This is a genomic window from Lacisediminihabitans profunda, assembly GCF_008040105.1.
Taxonomy (GTDB): Bacteria; Actinomycetota; Actinomycetes; order Actinomycetales; family Microbacteriaceae; genus Lacisediminihabitans; species Lacisediminihabitans profunda.
This window is the reverse complement of the sequence record NZ_VRMG01000005.1, coordinates 601,878-619,262: the sequence shown is the minus strand read 5'-3', so window position 1 is coordinate 619,262 and position 17,385 is coordinate 601,878. Positions and strand designations below refer to the sequence as shown.

Below are 17,385 nucleotides of genomic sequence, written 5' to 3'. Positions count from 1 at the left end.
CTACGGCTGGGGGTCCTCGCCCGACGCCACCGGCGGTGCCGGCGGAGCGCCGACATGGGCGGCGCCCGATTCGTCCGGCGAGGCAATCTCGGCAGTCTGGTCCGACGCCGCCACGGCATCCGCCCTGGCAGCCGGCCCCCGGCCGGGAAGGTAGGGCCCATCGGGCCTCGGCACATGCCGGCGCGCCTGCACCACGAGCACGATCACGCCCAGCACGGCGAGCAGCAGGGCGGCGATCACATTGGCCTTGAGGCCGAGGTAGACGAACTCCGTGGGGTCGAGCCGCAGCGACTCGAACCAGGCACGACCCACGCCGTACCAGATGAAGTACAGCGCGAGGGTTCTGCCGGAGTGCAGTCGCAGGCGACGCTCGAGGTAGATGATGAGGAACGCGCCGATCGTGTTCCAGATCATCTCGTAGAGGAACAGGGGGTGGAACAGCGTGCCGGCCGGCAGACCGGGAGGGAAGGCGGCGTTCGTCGACTCGATCTGCAGGCCCCAGGGCAGCGTGGTCGGCCCGCCGAAGAGCTCGTGGTTGAAGTAGTTGCCGAAGCGGCCGAAGGCCTGCGCGAACAGCAGTCCGGGCACGAGCGCGTCCGCGAAGGCGGTGAAGCGAAGGCCGCGGCGCCGGCAGGCGATGTAGGCGCCGATGCCGCCGAAGATGATCGCGCCGAAGATGGCGAGGCCCCCCTCCCACACGTAGAGCGTCTTGAGCAGGTTCGCGCCGGGGAAGAAGTAGTCGCCCGGGTGGGTGACGACGTGATAGAAACGGCCGCCCACGATTCCGAACGGCACGGCCCAGAGGGCCACGTCGAGCACGAGTCCGCTCTCGGCGCCCCGCCGGCTGAGCCGGCGCTGGGTGAGCCAGACGGCGATGACGATGCCGGTGAGGATGCAGAGGGCGTAGAAGTGGATGGTCAGCGGTCCGACTTCGAAAGAGCTGATCGGGGGGCTGGGGATGCTCGCGGGAAACACGGCCACTCTCTTTCGCGCACCACGGCGCCGTTGAACCTGACGTGACGGATCGAGGCGACAACCGTCCCTCGCCCACCGGCGGCAAGTTTACCCGCGCCCGGGGTGAACGTCGGCCGTGAGCCGCCTCGACCCATACGATCGAATCGTGACGCAGGCGACGAGCAGAACCCGGGCATCCTGGTTCATGCGGCTCACCGTTGTCACGGTGCTCGTGGGCGTCGGCAGCGGAGTCGCCGGAATCGCCGTGACCCTCCTGCTGCGCGTGACCCAGCACCTGGCCTTCGGATACTCCGACGGCACCTTTCTCGAGGGCGTGCTCGGTGCGGAACCCTGGCGCCGCGTCGTCGCCCTCGCCGCGGCCGGCGTCATCGGCGGCGTCGGCTGGTGGGCGCTCCGGCGGTGGGGCCGAGCCGTGGTGCCCGTCGCCGACGTCGTGGACGGGGCCCGGATGCCCGGCTTCTCAGCGCTGCTGCACGCCGCCCTGCAGATCGTCATCGTGGGGCTCGGCGCGTCGATCGGCCGGGAGCTGGCCCCCCGGGAGCTCGGCGCCCTCTTCGGTTCCTGGCTGAGCGACCGGGCCGGGTTGAGCGCGCGCGACCGGCGCATGCTCGTGGCCGCGGGGGCCGGGGCCGGCCTGGCCGCGGTGTACAACGTGCCGCTCGGCGGGGCGATCTTCACCCTCGAGGTGCTGTTGCTCGACCTCAGCATCACGGCCGTGATCGTGGCGCTGGCCACGTCCGCCGTCGCGACCCTCGTCGCCAGAATCGTCGTGCCGAACGAGCCGCTCTACGCGTTGCCCTCGCTGCCGGTCACGCCGTCGCTGATCGTCTGGGCCTGCCTCGCCGGACCGGTGCTCGGACTCGCCGGCGCGGGCTTCGTGCGCGCCGTCGAGCTCGCCAGGGACCACCGGCCGACGGGATGGCGGCTCGCCGTGGTGATGCCGCTCGTCTTCACGGGCATCGGAGCCGTCGCCCTGGCCTTTCCGCAACTCCTCGGCAACGGCCGCGCGCTCGGGCAGGTGGCGTTCGACGTGGCGCTGCCCACCGCCACCATCGCCCTCCTGCTCGTGCTCAAGGCGGTCGTCGCTCTCGCGACCATCGGCAGCGGCGCATCCGGAGGCACCCTCACACCGTCTCTCGCGATCGGCGCGGCCCTCGGCATGGTCGGTGGCGCCGTCTGGAGCCACGTCTGGCCCGGCACACCGGTCGGGTCGTTCGTGCTGGTGGCGGCCGCGGCCTTTCTCGCGGCATCCCTTCGGGCGCCGATCACCGCCCTGGTGCTCGTGTTCGAGTTCACCGACCAGCAGCCGGGCATGCTCGTGCCGGCGATGATCGCCGTCGCCGGATCGATCGCGGTCGCGCGCCTGCTCGAACGCCGCCGGGTGACCGGCGTCGACTAGGCGCGCTGCGCGACTCGCCCGGCAGCCCAGCCCGGCTTCCCGGCCGAGGTCCGGAGCGGCTGCCCGTGCTCGCGGAGGGAGTCTGGCCACCCCGCGGCGGGGACACCTGCCCGCGGAGGGAGATATGCCATCTCGCGGCGGGGAAATGTGCTCGCGGAGGGAGTCGTAACCCCCGCCACGACGTCGTTTCCCCGCCGCGAGGGAATCCCGCCGCGAGGGAATCGGCAGTCGGGGTCGGGAACGGAGTCGGGACTTTGTCCCCACGGCGCCACGGCGAGGGGGACGAGGATCAACCCACGAGAATGCGCGCGCGACCGGGCGACAGCGCAGGGCGGCCGGGCGCCGTCCAGACGAGAAGAGGCCCTTCGTGACCCCAGCACCACTGTCCTATGAGGTCCACGGCACCAGCACCGCGGGAGGCTCGGCCTCCGTCCGCGCGGGCCTCCGCGACATCCCGATCGACGCGCGCTGGCCGGCGGGTGAACCGTCTGGCGACCCCGGACCGGCAGAGCTGCTCGCGTCGGCCTTTGCCGCCTGCCTCATCAAGAACCTCGAGCGGGCGAGTTCCATGCTGCCCTTCCGTTACGACAGCGCCGAGGTCACCGTCCGCGCACGGCGACAGGATGCGCCACCCCGCTTTGTCGGAATCGAATACGAGTTGCGCATCGTGACCGGGGAGGAACAGCGACGGGTCGACCTCGTGCACCGCAACCTCCGCCAGTTCGGCACCGTCTACAACACCCTCGCCGCCGTCTGCGAGGTGCACGGGACCGTCGTCGCGGTACCCCCCGCACCGCCCCCAGGCGGCTGATCCGCCGCACGACACGGCGGCTCGGAGATTGGCGGCGGCCGCTCCGGATGACAAACTCGCCCCATGAGCGACCAGCAGCCGAGCCTCCCCTCCCTCACCGCCGGCGAGCCGATCGCCGACGTCGACGACCACGACGCGCCGCGCGGCACCAACCGCCTGGCCCCGGCCTCGCTCTACCTCGGCATCGCCGGCGCCGCGCTCTCGCTCATCCCGGTCGCCGGTCCGTTCCTCTGCTGGCTGCCGGCGCTGCTCGCGATCGTCTTCGGGTTCCTCTCGCTGCGCACCGCGAGAAGCCTGAATGGTCTGCGGCACACCGAGGCGCTCTGGGGCACACTCCTCGGATTCGCGCCCGTCCCGATCACCGCCCTCTGGCTCGCGTTCGGCATCGCGCTCGGCGGGATCACGGATCATCCGATCGGTCACTGACCCGGCCCCAGCGCGGCCCGAGCCTACGATGGAGCGGTGAGCCCCCTCTCCCGTCGTCGCTTCCTCGCCGCGGGGGCGGCGGGAGCCGTCGGCCTCGTCGCGACGGGCTGTGCGCCGGAACCCGCGCCCACCCCGACCGCGACTCCGGTCGGTCCACCCGACTGGTCGGCGCTCGCGGCACGGATCGGCGGATCGCTCGCCCGGCCGGGAGACGCCGACTACGACTCGGTGAGGGTGACCGAGAATCCCCGCTGGGACGATGCGCGGCCGCTCGCCGTGCTCACCGCCGGCGACGCGCGGGATGTCGCGGCCGGCCTCGCCTTCGCCACGAGGTACCGGCTGCCGATCGCCCTCCGCTCCGGCGGCCACAGCTACCCGGGATACTCCGCCGGCGGCGCGGCGGGCACCGGGGTGAAGCCGTCCCTCGTGATCGACAGCCGCGGGATGACGGCCGTGGCACTCGCCGCCGACAACACCGTGCGGATCGGGGCCGGCGCGTCGCTCGCCCAGGTCTACGACGGGATCGGCGCCCACGGCCGGGCCATCGCGGGCGGCTCCTGCGCCACCGTCGGCATCACCGGCCTCACCCTCGGCGGGGGCGTCGGCGTGCTCGTGCGCGCCTACGGGCTCACCTGCGACTCGCTCACCGAGGTGGAGATCGTCACGGCGGACGCCCGAGTGCTCACCGCCAACGCCATCACGAACCCCGACCTCTTCTGGGCGTGCCGCGGCGGAGGCGGCGGCCACCTCGGCGTCGTCACGGCCCTGACCTTCGCCACCAAACCAGCGCCCGAGGTGACGATGTTCTCGCTGAGCTGGGCGTTCGCCTCCGCGTCGGCCGTGATCACGGCGTGGCAGGCCTGGGCGCCCGCGGCCGATGCCCGCCTCTGGTCCACGCTGAAGCTGCTCAACGGGCCGGCATACACGGCCGGCCCCCGCGTCTTCGTTTCCGGCACCTGGCTGGGCGACCCGGCCGCCCTCGACTCCGTGCTCGCCCCGTTCCTCGCCTCGGCCGGGGCGCCGCGCACCCGGGGCGTCTCACAGCACAGCTACCGGGACGCGATGGCCAGCTACGCCGGCTGCTCCGATATTCCGGTCGCGGCATGCCAGACCGGCCCCGGCGGCAGGCTCACCCGGGAGTCATTCTCGGCCACCTCCCACGTGGCGTACACGGCGCTCGACGCCGCCGGCATCCGGGCCATCACCGATCACGTCTCGGCCGCGCGGGGGCTTCCCGGCCTGAAGGAGGGCGGCATCTCCATCGATGCCCTCGGCGGAGCGGTCGGCGACGTCGCGCCGGACGCCACGGCCTTCCCGCACCGCACGGCGCTCGCGACAGTGCAGTACACCGCGACCTTCGTGAACGGCGGCGACCCCGCCCCGTTCGACGCCTACGTGCGCGGGTTTCGTGATTCGCTCATCGGCTCGTGGGGGCACGGGGCGTACGTCAACTACGCGGATGCGACCCTCACCGACCCGGCAAAGGCCTACTTCGCCGGCAACGCCGGTCGCCTCGCCGCCATCCGGTCGAAGTACGACCCGCTGGGCCTCTTCAGCCAGCCCCAGGCCTACTGACGGACCACGCATCGCACGTCCGACGCGCGACTAGGATTCAGCGATGGAACTCACCCCGATCGAGTCCCGCGTGCTGGACAGCTTCGATGAACAGACGCTGGTCGACACCCTCGTGGCGCTCATCCGCGTTCCGAGCGTCACGGGCACGGATGCCGAGTCCGAGCTTCAACACGCCCAGGCGACACTGCTCGAACAGAGCGGCCTCGATGTGGACGCCTGGAAGTTCGACCTGGACGAGCTGCGCGCCGACCCGGGCTTCCCCGGAGAGGAGACCGGGCGCACCGAGGGCTACGGGTGGTCGGAACCACGGGCTACGGCACGCCCGCGCTCGTCCTGCAGGGTCACATCGACGTGGTGCCCACCGGCGATCGCGAGCAGTGGCACGATGGCGACCCGTTCAGCGGGGCGATCCGGGGCCGGGTGCTTCACGGGAGGGGCGCGTGCGACATGAAGGCGGGCGTCGCGGCCAACCTCGCCGTGCTTCGCGCGATCCTCGTCTCCGGCGTCACCCTCGAGCGTCCGCTCGCCATCCATTCCGTGATCAGCGAGGAGGACGGCGGCCTCGGCGCGTTCGGGACGATGCTGCGCGGGCACCGCGGTGACGCCGCCGTGCTCACCGAACCGACGAGCAATCGCATCGTCACCGCGTGCGCGGGCGCCCTCACCTTCGCCCTCGCGATTCACGGTCGGGCCGCCCACGGCAGCACGAGGCTCCAGGGCATGAGCGCCTTCGACGCCTTCCTCCCGGTGAACGCCGCACTCTCCGCTCTCGAGGCGGAGCGCAACGCGAGGCCGGACCCGCGCTTCCGCACGACGACGCTGCCGTATCCGATCTCCATCGGGCGGGTGCGATCCGGGGACTGGGCCAGCAGCGTCCCCGACCTCCTGGTGGCGGAGGGGCGGATGGGCGTGCAACTGGGCGAGCACCCGGCGGCCGCCCGCGCCGCCCTCGAGCGAGCGGTCGGAGACGCCTGTGCCGCCGACCCCTGGCTGCGGGACTACCCGGCCGTGGTCTCCTGGCCCGGCGGGCAGTTCGCGAGCGGGCACATCGCCGACGATCACGCCTTCATCGACGAGGTGTCGAACGCCATCACGACCCTCTCGGGGCGCGCGGCCCCGGAAAGAACCGCGGCGCCGTACGGGAGTGACCTCCGGCTGTACTCGGGGCTCGGTGGCATCCCCACCCTGCACTTCGGCCCGGGCGACGTCAATTTCGCGCATGCGCCGCGCGAGCAGGTGGACCTCGACGAGTTGTTCGCCGTCGCCCGCGCGCTCACGCTCCTGGCCGTTCGCCGCTGCGGCGCGCACCTGTAGCGAGCTCGAGGGAGGCGCTGACCGGGGCGGAGCTTCTGCAATACCCTGTGGTGCGGGACGCAACCGCCCAGGTGAGGAAGACAGCAATGGCCGATCGACTCCGAGTGGTCATCGCCCCCGACTCGTTCAAGGGCTCGCTGGGTGCACTCGAGGTCGCCACGGCGATCGCCGAGGGCTGGCTGTCCGTGCGCCCGACGGACGCGGTCTCCCTCATCCCCCAGGCCGACGGCGGGGAGGGCACCCTCGACGCGATCGCGGCGGCGGTGCCCGGCGCGCGTCGCCACGACGTCGGTCCGGTGACCGGGCCGGATGGGCGCGCGACCCCCGGCGTCTGGCTCGAACTTCCGGGTGAGATCGCCGTCGTCGAACTCGCCCAGATGTCCGGCCTGCCGCTCATGGCCGAGCTCGACCCGCTCGGCGCCACGACGGTGGGACTCGGCGAGGTCATCCGCGCGGCCCTCGCCGCCGGGGCATCCCGGCTGGTGATCGGTCTCGGCGGCTCCGCCTCCACGGATGGCGCGGCCGGCGCACTGGCGGCCCTCGGCCTGCGCGGCGACGCGCCGCTCGGGGCCGGCGGCGGCGCGCTCGCCGCTCTCCGATCGCTCGACCGCTCGGCCCTCCTGGCTCCGCCCTCCGGCGGCGTCACGTTGCTCACCGATGTCGCCGCTCCCCTGCTCGGACCCACCGGCGCCGCGGCGGTGTTCGGTCCGCAGAAGGGTGCCGGTCCGGCCGAGGTCGCGCTGCTCGACGCCGCCCTCGCCCGGTTCGCCGGCCTGCTCGGCGCCGACCCCTCGCTGCCCGGCACGGGGGCGGCCGGGGGCGCCGCCTACGGATTCACGGCCGCCTGGGGGGCCGGGATCGAGGCGGGGGCCGACTACCTGTCCGCCCTCGCCGGGGTGCCGCAGGCGATCGCGGGGGCCGACGTGCTCGTCACCGGCGAGGGGCGGTTCGACGCGACATCCGGCACCGGAAAGATCGTCGGCATGCTCATCGGCCTCGCCGGCGACCGCGGAGTTCGGGTCGCCGTGATCGCGGGGCAACTGGCCGTGCCTCCGCGGGCCGCCGATGGCAGCGCGCTCTGGGCCGCCGCACTCGCCGACCTGGCCGGCTCGGCCGATGCGGCCATGGCCGATCCCGTCCGCTGGCTGCGCGAGGCCGGCGCGGCAGCGGCATCCGCGCGCGAGCTCGTCGACAACTCCTAGCCGCAGCCGGCCGCGCGACTCTCCACGGGGCTTCGCCCGGTCGCACAACCCGCTCGCCGCAGCCGAGACCGGGGCGGGGCGCTACTCCCCCGAGTGCGCGTCGAGGAACGCGTAGAGCTCGGTGTCGTCCACCCCCGGGAAGGTGCCGGAGGGCAGCGGCGCGAGGATGTGCGCGTGCAGCTTGGCGCTCGGCCAGGCCTTGTGCACCCAGCGCTTCGAGACGTCGGCGGCGGGGCGCCGGCAGCAATTCTCGTCCGGACAGGTCGACGTGGCGCGGTTGGTGGTCTCGCGCCCGCGGAACCACTTGGAGTCGGCGAACGGCACGCCGAAGGTGATCGAGAACTCCTCGCTCGACGCCGTGCCGGTCTGGGTGGAACACCAGTAGGTACCGGTGGGTGTGTCGGTGTACTGGTAGAACTCGGTGGTGCGGCTCGCCCGCCCGAAGGCGGTGCGAGCGCTCCAGTGCCGACAGACGAGCTGGCCCTCGGTGGAGCCCGTCACGTCGGTCGGCAGTTGGAGCCCGTCGTTCTCGTAGCCCTTGTAGAGGGCGCCGTCTTCGCCGACTCGCAGGAAGTGCACGGGCATCCCCAGGTGGGAGGTCGCCAGGTTGGTGAAGCGCAGCGCGGCCGCCTCGTGGGTCACCCCGAACGCGTCGCGGAAGTCCTCGACCGCGAGGTTGCGCTCCGCCTTGGCCGCGGAGAGGAACTCGACCGACTGGGTGAGCGGCATCAGGCAGGCCGCGGCGAAGTAGTTGATCTCCAGGCGCTGGCGCAGGAACTCCGCGTAGCTCGACGGCTCCTGGTGGTCGAGCAACCGGTGTGCGAGCGCCTGCAGGGCCATCGACCGCAGGCCGTGGCCGCCGGGGATCGACGCCGGCGGCAGGTAGATCCGGCCGTTCTCGAGGTCCGTCACCGAGCGCGTGGAGTGCGGGAGGTCATTGACGAAGATGAGTTCGAACCCGAGCTTCTTCGCCATGAGGTTGACCGAGCGGTGGGTGAGGGCGCCATTGACGTGACCGACGCCGCGCACCGCCTCCTCGGCGAGCTCCTCGATCTCCGGCATGTAGTTGTCCTGGGTGCGCATGAACTGGCGCAACTCGGTGTTGGCCCGCCTCGCCTCCTCGGGAGTCGCGATGGCCTCGCGGGCCCGCCTGGCCAGTTCTCGGTGCAGCCCGACGAGGGAGGCGAGGGTCTCGTCGGGCATCGTGCGGGAGGGCCGGATGGCCGGAAGCCCCAGCCCCTGGTACACGGCCGACTTCTGCATCCGGTCGAGCTCGATCTCGAGGGCGGCCCGCGGCGTGGGCGGCTGTTCGCTGAGCAGGTCGGAGACCGGCACGCCCACGGTTCCGGCGATCCCCTGAAGCAGCGAGAGCCTCGGCTCCCGCCGTCCGTTCTCCATCAGCGAGAGCTGGCTGCCCGCGATGCCGACGGCGCTGCCCAGCTGATCGAGAGTCAGACCCGCCTCGTTTCGAAAGTGACGGATGCGTTGGCCCAGCGTTGCGAGATCGGTCATGGAATTGATATTAGTGAAAGAAATGCCATTCTTTAAACCCACTTTTCTCGAATGATGCCGAAAATGTGGCGCAGGCTTGCATCACGACAGGATTTTCTCCCACCTCGAGGACGGTTCGCAATGACACTCACCCCCACCCGCCACGGTTCGGCGCCCGCGCAGAACCTCACGCCCGCCCCGTCGCCCGCAGCCTCCACCCCTCCGGCCTTCGCCGACCCCCGCATCGTCGCGTGGGTGGAGTCGATCGCCGCCGTCACCAGGCCGGACGCCATCCAGTGGTGCGACGGCTCGGCTGTCGAGTACGACCGGCTCACCAGGATCATGGTCGACGCCGGCACCATCCTGCGCCTGAATCCGGAACACCGTCCGTACAGCTTCCTCGCCAGGAGCGACCCGAGCGACGTCGCCCGTGTCGAGGCCCGCACCTTCATCTGCTCGGAGGACGAGGATGACGCCGGCCCCACCAACAACTGGCGTTCGCCGGCAGAGATGCGCCCGGTGCTGGCCAAGCTCTTCGACGGCAGCATGCGCGGACGCACCATGTACGTCATCCCGTTCTCGATGGGTCCGCTCGGCAGCCCGCTCGCCAAGCTCGGCGTGCAGGTGACCGACTCGCCGTACGTCGTCGCCAGCATGGGCATCATGACCCGCATGGGCACGGATGCGCTCCGGCTCATCACCGCTGACACCGAGTGGGTTCCCGCCGTGCACAGCGTCGGCGCTCCCCTCGTCGATGGAGCGGCCGATGTGCCGTGGCCGTGCAACGAGACCAAGTACATCTCGCACTTTCCGGAGACCCGCGAGATCTGGTCGTTCGGTTCGGCGTACGGCGGAAACGCCCTGCTCGCCAAGAAGTCGTTTGCGCTGCGAATCGCCTCGGTGATCGCGAAGGACGAGGGCTGGCTCGCCGAGCACATGCTCATCCTCAAGGTGACCAACCCCCGCGGCAAGGCCTTCCACGTCGCCGCCGCGTTCCCCTCGGCCTGCGGCAAGACCAATCTCGCGATGCTCACCCCGTCGATCCCCGGCTGGACCGTGGAAACCATCGGCGATGACATCGCGTGGCTGAAGCCCGGCCCCGACGGGCGCCTTCGCGCGATCAATCCGGAGGCAGGCTTCTTCGGCGTCGCTCCCGGAACCGGAGTGAAGACCAACGCCACAGCGATCGAGACGCTCTGGGGCAACACCATCTTCACGAACGTCGCCCTCCGCGACGACGGCGACGTGTGGTGGGAGGGGCTCACGGAGAAGACCCCCGACCACCTCATGGACTGGCAGGGCAATCACTGGACCCCCGGATCCGGCACCCTCGCCGCCCACCCCAACTCTCGCTTCACCGTCGCCGCCGCGCAGTGCCCGTCGATCTCGGGAGACTGGAACGACCCGGACGGAGTGGTGATCGACGCGATAATCTTCGGCGGGCGCCGCGCCACGAACGTGCCACTCGTCGTGGAGGCGCGCGACTGGGAGCACGGCGTCTACGTGGGCGCGACCGTGTCGTCGGAGCGCACGGCGGCGGCCGAGGGAACCGTCGGCGAGCTTCGCCGCGACCCGTTCGCCATGATGCCGTTCTGCGGCTACAACATGGCCGACTACTGGTCGCACTGGCTCGAGATGGGCGCGAAGCTGCGTTCGAGCGGCACCGCGCCGCGCATCTTCCAGGTCAACTGGTTCCGCAAGGACGACGAGGGCGGATTCCTCTGGCCGGGCTTCGCGGAGAACTCCCGCGTGCTGGCCTGGATCCTGGATCGCGTGGACGGCCGGGCTGCCGGCGCGGACACCCCTCTGGGCTGGAAGCCCGTCGCCGACGGCATCAACACCGAGGGCCTGGACATCACCGCTGCACAGTGGGAGCAACTGTTCGAGGTGGACCCGGAGGCGTGGCTCGAGGAGCTCGTCTCGACCGAGGAGTTCTTCGCCGGCTTCGGCGACCGGCTGCCGGAGGCGCTCACCACGCAACTTGCCGACATCCGCCGCCGTCTGAAGTTGTCCAGGGAGAACTGACCCGGGCAGGCGGACCGCCCCGTGGGGTGACTGTGCCCGTTTGGTAGTGCCCGTTTCGTGACTGTGCCCGTTTGTCGTTTCTGTGCCCGCTCGACGTGGCACGGAGACGACAAACGGGCACAGTCGCGCGTGCGGCGAGCGCGTGCGGCGGAGGCGTGCGGCGGAGGCGGGAAGGGACCAGACACAACGTTTTGCGCGCGCCGTGCGTCTTAGGGGGTAGAGAGTAGAACCGACTCTTAGGGGGTAGAGAGTAGAACCGACGCAGGCAAGGGGACACGAGTGGCAACGCAGCAGGCAGCACACGGCGATGGCTGGCGGGACGTCGTCACGACCCTCGTCGCCGAGCGGGGTGACGCCCTCACGCGCTACGCGCACCTGATCTGCGGGAGCCCGGATGACGCGGCCGACCTCGTGCAGGACGCCCTGGTCAAGACGTTCGGCCGGCTGCGCAACGGCTTCACCGTCACGAGCGCCGAGGCCTACGTGCGCCGGGCGATCCTCAACACCTACCTCGACGGAGGACGCCGCACCACCCGCTGGCGCAAGATCGCCCATCTCACCGTGGTGCCGGAGGCCGACGACTCCGCCGTGCCCGCTGCCGAGAGCCGACTCGACCTGCACGGCGAGTTGGGCAAGCTGAGCCCCCGCGAACGCGCCTGCCTCGTGCTGCGCTACTACGAAGACCTCAAGGTCGACGACATCGCCGAGTGGCTCGCCATCAGCCCGGGCACTGTGAAGCGCTACCTGAGCGACGGGCTCGCGAAGATGGCGGTCGCGCTGGCCGAAGGGCCAGCCGCGGCAGAACCAACCGACACGCACCAGTCGACCACCAAGCCCATCGATAGCGCGCAGGGAGCCCCCCATGTCCACAGAGTCTGACCTGAAGAACCTGTTCGCGTGCGCGGCCGCCACTCCGGCCCGCGGAATCGACACCGCGACCGTGATCCGCCGAAGCTCCCGCCGCCGCCTGGGCCAGCAACTCGCGCTGGGGAGCGCGACGACCCTCGCCGTCGCGGGCATCGGCGTGGCGAGCGTCGCCGGCCTGCGGGCAGTCTTCCAGCCTCCGTCGACCATGAGTGCCGGATCGGGTGCCTCCGACTCCGGAGCGACCGCGCCGGAGATCGCCACGGGCGCTCCGGGCATCCAGCGGGCCCCGGCCGAGAAGCTCAACCCCTGCGGCAGAGAGCTTGCGCAGGTGGCCCCCAACCCTGCCGGCCTGGTGCTCACCGCCGACTTCCCCGCCGCGTCGGCCTCGGCGGAGAGCGTGCCGGGCACGGTCACGCTCACCAACACGGGGTCGACGCGCGTGCGCGGCACGACGGCGGCCTCGCCCGCCATCACCCTCTCGAGGGACGGCATCACCCTCTGGCACAGCAATGGCCCGATGATCGCGATGGCCGCCGTCGTCGACCTCGAACCCGGGGCGTCGATGAGCTATCGTGCCACCCTCGTGCCGGTGACCTGCGGCATCGAGGACGATTCAGCCGGGAGCTTCCGCACCGACCTGCCACACGTCGCGCCCGGCGTCTACCAGGTCTCGGCGGCGATCGATCTCGTGACCGAGGGGGACCCCGTGACGACCGACCTCGTGACCGGACCGCTCAGTTCCCTCAGGCTCAAGTGAATTAACCTCTTTAGCCCCATCGCCACATCGGGTGTCGGTAGAATCCTAAAATTCACCCGTGCGGCAAAGGGGCAGATCATCCGACTCTCGATGCGCAACCGACTCTTCGCCACCCTGGCGGCGGTGGCCATTGCGCTCGGAATCGGCCTGGTCGCACCAACCGCCGCCGTCGCCACTCCCCCGGTCGACCTCGCCGGCGGGTATGTGGTCGACCAGGTCGGTGCCCTCGGCGGCCGGCAGGCCGAGGTCAACTCGGCCATCGACAAGCTCTACGCGGACAGCAAGGTCCAGCTCTTCGTGGTCTACGTCGACAGCTTCACCGGGGTGAGCGATCCGCAGGCCTGGGCCGCTGCCACCGCCAGGAAGAACGGGCTCGGCAAGAACAACATCCTCCTGGCGGTCGCCGTGAGTGACCGCGTCTACAACGTCTTCTACGACGGGTCCGTGCCGCTCAGCGCGCAGCAGACGGACTCCATCGAGACCAACGAGGTCGTGCCGAAGCTGAAGGCCGATGACTGGGCCGGCGCCGCGATCGCTGCCGCCGACGGTTTCGACGCCGCGATGGCCGGCGGATCGGGCGGCACCGGGTCGAACGGGACCGGATCGGGCGGCACCGGGAGCGCCATCGCCGGTGGCGCCCTCCAGGCCGCCCTCGTCACGATCGTCGTCATCATCGTGCTGCTGTTCCTCGGCCTCGGCCTCGTCCTGTTCATCCGCTCGCGCCGCAGAAGGGCGGGGCAACTCGCCGCCGCCCGCACGGCGCAGCTCTCCCTCGACCAGCTCGACGCGAAGGCGAGCAGCCTGCTCGTGCAGCTCGACGACTCGCTCAAGTCGAGCGAGCAGGAGCTCGGCTTCGCGATCGCCCAGTTCGGCAACGAGGTCACCACCCCGTTCAGCGCCACTCTCGCCAAGGCGCAGGCCGAGGTGAAGGAGGCCTTCGCCATCAAGCAGAAGCTCGACGACGCCGTGCCGGAGACCCCGGAGGAGAAGCGGGCGATGACCACGCGGATCATCGAACTGTGCGAGACCGCCGACCGCGAGCTCGACGAACAGGCCGACGCCTTCGACGACCTGCGCGAGCTGGAGAAGTCGGCGCCCCAGGACCTGGAGAAGGTGGTGGCGGATGCCTCGGCGGCCGCCACCCGCCTCGCCGCCTCCCGGGAGAAGCTCGCCGGTCTCGCTTCGTCCTACTCGCCGAAGGCGCTCGCGACAGTCGCCACCAACCCGGAGCAGGCCGACAAGCTCCTCGCCTTCGTGGACACGACGGCAGCGACGGCGCGGGACGCGCTAGCGAAGAACGACCTGAGCACGGCCGCCGTCAACGTGCGGGCGGGGCAGGCGAGCCTCGGCCAGACCGCCCAGCTTCTCGACGCGATCGACTCCCTCGCGCTGGGGCTCGCCGACGCGAAGTCGAAGCTCGACGCGGCGATCACCGACACCCGCCAGGACCTCGCGACGGCGAAGGCGTTGCCGGCGGCGGCATCCGACGAGCTGGCCCCGTCGATCGCGGCCGCGGAGACCGCCCTCGCCGCCGCGACCGAAGCCGGCAACGCCGGCGACCCGCTCTCGAGCCTCGGCACGCTGGGCACCGCGAACGCGCAACTCGACCGGGTGCTCGACGCGGTGCGCGACGAGCAGGAGAAGGTGCGCACGGCGGCGGCCCAACTGCCCTCCGCGATCAGCACGGCGTCGAGCCAGATCTCCGCCGCCAACGACTTCATCACGACCCGTCGCGGCGGAGTCGGCAGCACGGCCCGCACGCGGGTCTCTGAGGCCACCAGGCACCTCGAGGTCGCCGTTTCGCTCTCCTCCACCGACCCGGTGCAGGCGCTCACCGAGGCGACCGCCGCGATCCGGCTCTCGAGGGAGGCCCTTTCGGCGGCCCAGGACGACGTCGACTCGTTCCAGGGCCCCGGCGCGGGCGGCGGGTCCGGCCTCAACGGAATCGGGGGCGCCATCCTCGGCGGCATCATCGGCGGGCTCCTGAGCGGTGGCGGGCGCGGCGGGGGCTTCGGCGGAGGCGGGTTCGGCGGATTCGGCGGGGGCGGATTCGGCGGGGGCGGATTCGGGGGCGGCGGATTCGGCGGGGGCTTCGGCGGCTCCGGCGGAGGTCGGTCGAGCGGCGGAGGATTCGGCGGCGGCGGACGGTCGAGCGGCGGCAGGTTCTAGTTGCCGCCAACGATTCACAACGGGCAAACGATTCACAACGGGAAGGAAGAGAAATGGTAAAGCAGTCAATCTTCGGCAGGATCGCCCAGCTCGCGAAGGCGAACATCAACGCGCTGATCGATTCGGCGGAAGACCCCGGCCTCATGCTCGACCAGATGGTGCGGGACTACACCAACAGCATCGCCGAGGCCGAGGGCGCCGTGGCCCAGACGATCGGCAACCTCCGACTGCTCGAGCAGGACCACGCGGAAGACGTGCGCAACGCAGGCGACTGGGGGAACAAGGCACTCGCGGCGAGCCGCAAGGCGGACGAGCTTCGCGCCGCCGGCAACACGGTCGACGCCGACAAGTTCGACAACCTCGCCAAGGTGGCCCTCGGCCGTCAGCTCTCCGCGGAGAAGGAGGCACGGGATGCCGAGCCGACGATCGCGTCCCAGACGGCGGTGGTCGACCAGCTCAAGAAGGGCCTCGACGCGATGCGCGGCAAGCTGAGCCAGCTGTCGTCCAAGCGCGACGAACTCATCGCGCGGTCGAAGACGGCGGATGCCCAGCGCCAGGTGCAGGACGCGGTGAAGTCGATCGACCTGCTCGACCCGACCAGCGAGATCAGCCGGTTCGAAGACAAGATCCGCCGCCAGGAGGCCGTGGTGATGGGCCAGCAGGAGCTCGCGGCATCCAGTCTCGACGCGCAGTTCGAACAGCTCGACGCCTCGGACGACGAGGTCGAGCTCGACGCTCGACTCGCCGCCCTCAAGGCGGGCTCGCCGCCGCCGTCGGCGATCACCTCCGGAGCCTGACGCTCCGCCGGGAACAAATTCCTCGGCCGGTCAGTTGGAGTCGCCATGACAACAATCGGATTCATCGGTGCAGGAAACATTGGCGGCCAGCTCGCGCGCAAGGCGATCGAGAACGGCTATGACGTGGTGATCAGCAACTCACGCGGACCGGAGACCCTGTCCGCGCTCATCGAGGAGCTCGGACCGAAGGCTCGGGCGGCCACCCCGGTCGAGGCGGCGGAGGCCGGCGACTTCGTGGTCGTGACGGTGCCGTTCAAGAACTACGCGGACGTGCCGGTCGAGCCGCTCGCCGGCAAGGTCGTGATCGACACCAACAACTACTACTTCGAGCGTGACGGCCACTATGCGGCGCTCGACAACGGCACCGCGACGGTCTCCGGGTTGCTCCAGGAGCACCTGCCGCAGTCGCGGGTGGTCAAGGGGTTCAATCACATCACCTCGGCCGACATCACCGCGGACTCGCGCCCGGCCGGCACGCCGAACCGCCGCGCCCTGGGCGTTTCGTCCGATTTCGAGGATGCCACGGAGCTGCTCACGAGGCTCTACGACGAGTTCGGTTTCGACGCGGTGAACGTCGGCCCGCTCTCCGAGAGCTGGCGCTTCGAGCGTGACCGCCCCGCCTATGTCGTTCGCCAGAACGCGGCCGAGCTCGTCGCGAACCTCGCGATCGCGCCGCGCACGCTCTAACGATCACTCGCAATCCCTCGGTGGCAGCCATACTGGACGTGTGGCTGCCACTTTTCTCGTCGTCCCCCAATGGCAAGGCTCTGGCTCATCGCGCGCGATGCGACTGGTAGATGGGGCGGAGGCGATCCGCGGGGATCTGCCCACCACATCCACTGTGCTGATCGACGTGCCGCTCGGCGCGGGCAACGACGAGGGCACCCGGGTGAGTCGCCTGAGCTCTTTGCAGGCGGTGCGGGATGCCCAGCTCATCGCCCTCGGCTCGATCAGCGGCCTCGCGGTGACGATCGGCGGCGATTGCGGGGTCGAGCTGGCCTCGATCCAGCACGCCGCCGCCGTCAACGACGCCATGGCGGTGGTCTGGCTCGACGCCCACCCCGACCTGCACACGGCAGAGTCCTCGCCCAGTCACGCCTTCCACGGCATGGTGTTGCGCACTCTCCTCGGCGAGGGTGACCCGTCGCTCACCCCGACGACACCGCTCGAGGTCGGCCGGCTGATCCTCGCCGGAACCCGTGCCCTCGACGACGCCGAGGCTGCCTTCGTCGACTCGGCCGGCGTGCGCCTGATCGCGCCGGAGCAGCTCACCGCCGAGTCGATCAGGGACGCGCTCACCGCCTCAGGGGCCACCTCGGTCTACCTCCACGTCGACCTCGACGTGCTCGACCCTGCGGAGTTCACCGGCCTCGGCTTCCCGGAGCCGTTCGGGGTCACGCTCCAGTCGCTGCTCGAGGTCATCGCGGCGGTGAAGGCGGCCCTGCCGCTGGCCGGCGCCGGCATCACCGAATTCGCTCCGCGCAACGCGACGGCCGCCGGGGACGACCTCGGCAGCATCCTGCGCATCATCGGGGCCGTCAGCAGCACCTGACGGCCGACCGCCGCCCGCCGTAGCA

General features: G+C 71.0%; 16 protein-coding genes. 14 read left to right on the top strand and 2 right to left on the bottom strand.

Annotation, left to right across the window (positions count from 1 at the left end; all coding sequences use genetic code 11):
• The gene (gene lgt, locus FVP33_RS07465) at positions 1-981 is read right to left on the bottom strand and encodes a prolipoprotein diacylglyceryl transferase (RefSeq protein ID WP_147782972.1); all 981 of its coding nucleotides are present in this window, start codon (positions 979-981) and stop codon (positions 1-3) included.
• A 139-nt stretch (positions 982-1,120) separates the two neighbouring features.
• Here lgt and FVP33_RS07460 point away from each other — a divergent pair, with 139 nt between their 5' ends.
• From FVP33_RS07460 to FVP33_RS07435, 7 genes are all read left to right on the top strand, one after another.
• Positions 1,121-2,374: a chloride channel protein gene (locus FVP33_RS07460; RefSeq protein ID WP_246142218.1), complete on the top strand. Its 1,254-nt coding sequence runs from the start codon at positions 1,121-1,123 to the stop codon at positions 2,372-2,374.
• Between the two features lie 367 nt (positions 2,375-2,741).
• Positions 2,742-3,185, top strand: a complete 444-nt coding sequence (locus FVP33_RS07455; protein ID WP_187270613.1) for an OsmC family protein — start codon at positions 2,742-2,744, stop codon at positions 3,183-3,185.
• Between the two features lie 63 nt (positions 3,186-3,248).
• On the top strand, positions 3,249-3,611 hold the full coding sequence (locus tag FVP33_RS07450) for a hypothetical protein (RefSeq protein ID WP_147782970.1): 363 nt from the start codon (positions 3,249-3,251) through the stop codon (positions 3,609-3,611).
• 36 nt (positions 3,612-3,647) lie between these two features.
• Positions 3,648-5,186, top strand: coding sequence for an FAD-binding oxidoreductase (locus tag FVP33_RS07445; RefSeq protein ID WP_147782969.1), 1,539 nt, complete (start codon positions 3,648-3,650; stop codon positions 5,184-5,186).
• Between the two features lie 43 nt (positions 5,187-5,229).
• The gene (locus FVP33_RS19780) at positions 5,230-5,637 is read left to right on the top strand and encodes a hypothetical protein (protein ID WP_222706646.1); all 408 of its coding nucleotides are present in this window, start codon (positions 5,230-5,232) and stop codon (positions 5,635-5,637) included.
• Positions 5,538-6,500, top strand: coding sequence for a M20/M25/M40 family metallo-hydrolase (locus FVP33_RS07440; protein ID WP_342779859.1), 963 nt, complete (start codon positions 5,538-5,540; stop codon positions 6,498-6,500). Before FVP33_RS19780 ends, FVP33_RS07440 begins: the two co-directional genes overlap by 100 nt.
• 86 nt (positions 6,501-6,586) lie before the next feature.
• Positions 6,587-7,702, top strand: coding sequence for a glycerate kinase family protein (locus FVP33_RS07435; protein ID WP_147782968.1), 1,116 nt, complete (start codon positions 6,587-6,589; stop codon positions 7,700-7,702).
• A gap of 81 nt (positions 7,703-7,783) precedes the next feature.
• Here the strand turns inward: FVP33_RS07435 and FVP33_RS07430 are convergent, their stop codons facing one another.
• Positions 7,784-9,214, bottom strand: coding sequence for an XRE family transcriptional regulator (locus FVP33_RS07430; RefSeq protein ID WP_147782967.1), 1,431 nt, complete (start codon positions 9,212-9,214; stop codon positions 7,784-7,786).
• Positions 9,215-9,334: 120 nt separating this feature from the next.
• On the opposite strand from FVP33_RS07430, the gene FVP33_RS07425 reads away from it, so the two are divergent.
• The 7 genes from FVP33_RS07425 (at position 9,335) to FVP33_RS07395 (ending at position 17,360) form a co-directional block, all read left to right on the top strand.
• Positions 9,335-11,218, top strand: coding sequence for a phosphoenolpyruvate carboxykinase (GTP) (locus FVP33_RS07425; RefSeq protein WP_147782966.1), 1,884 nt, complete (start codon positions 9,335-9,337; stop codon positions 11,216-11,218).
• Between the two features lie 279 nt (positions 11,219-11,497).
• The gene (locus tag FVP33_RS07420) at positions 11,498-12,097 is read left to right on the top strand and encodes an RNA polymerase sigma factor (protein WP_147782965.1); all 600 of its coding nucleotides are present in this window, start codon (positions 11,498-11,500) and stop codon (positions 12,095-12,097) included.
• On the top strand, positions 12,081-12,842 hold the full coding sequence (locus tag FVP33_RS07415) for a hypothetical protein (RefSeq protein ID WP_147782964.1): 762 nt from the start codon (positions 12,081-12,083) through the stop codon (positions 12,840-12,842). Before FVP33_RS07420 ends, FVP33_RS07415 begins: the two co-directional genes overlap by 17 nt.
• Positions 12,843-12,932: 90 nt before the next feature.
• Positions 12,933-15,011, top strand: coding sequence for a TPM domain-containing protein (locus FVP33_RS07410; RefSeq protein WP_147782963.1), 2,079 nt, complete (start codon positions 12,933-12,935; stop codon positions 15,009-15,011).
• Positions 15,012-15,064: 53 nt separating this feature from the next.
• The gene (locus tag FVP33_RS07405) at positions 15,065-15,808 is read left to right on the top strand and encodes a PspA/IM30 family protein (RefSeq protein ID WP_147782962.1); all 744 of its coding nucleotides are present in this window, start codon (positions 15,065-15,067) and stop codon (positions 15,806-15,808) included.
• A 45-nt stretch (positions 15,809-15,853) separates the two neighbouring features.
• Entirely contained in the window at positions 15,854-16,495 is a 642-nt protein-coding gene (locus tag FVP33_RS07400) for an NADPH-dependent F420 reductase (RefSeq protein WP_147782961.1), read from the top strand.
• A 97-nt stretch (positions 16,496-16,592) separates the two neighbouring features.
• Complete coding sequence (locus tag FVP33_RS07395; protein WP_246142217.1) at positions 16,593-17,360, top strand: arginase family protein; 768 nt, start codon at positions 16,593-16,595, stop codon at positions 17,358-17,360.
• The last annotated feature ends 25 nt before the right edge of the window (positions 17,361-17,385 follow it).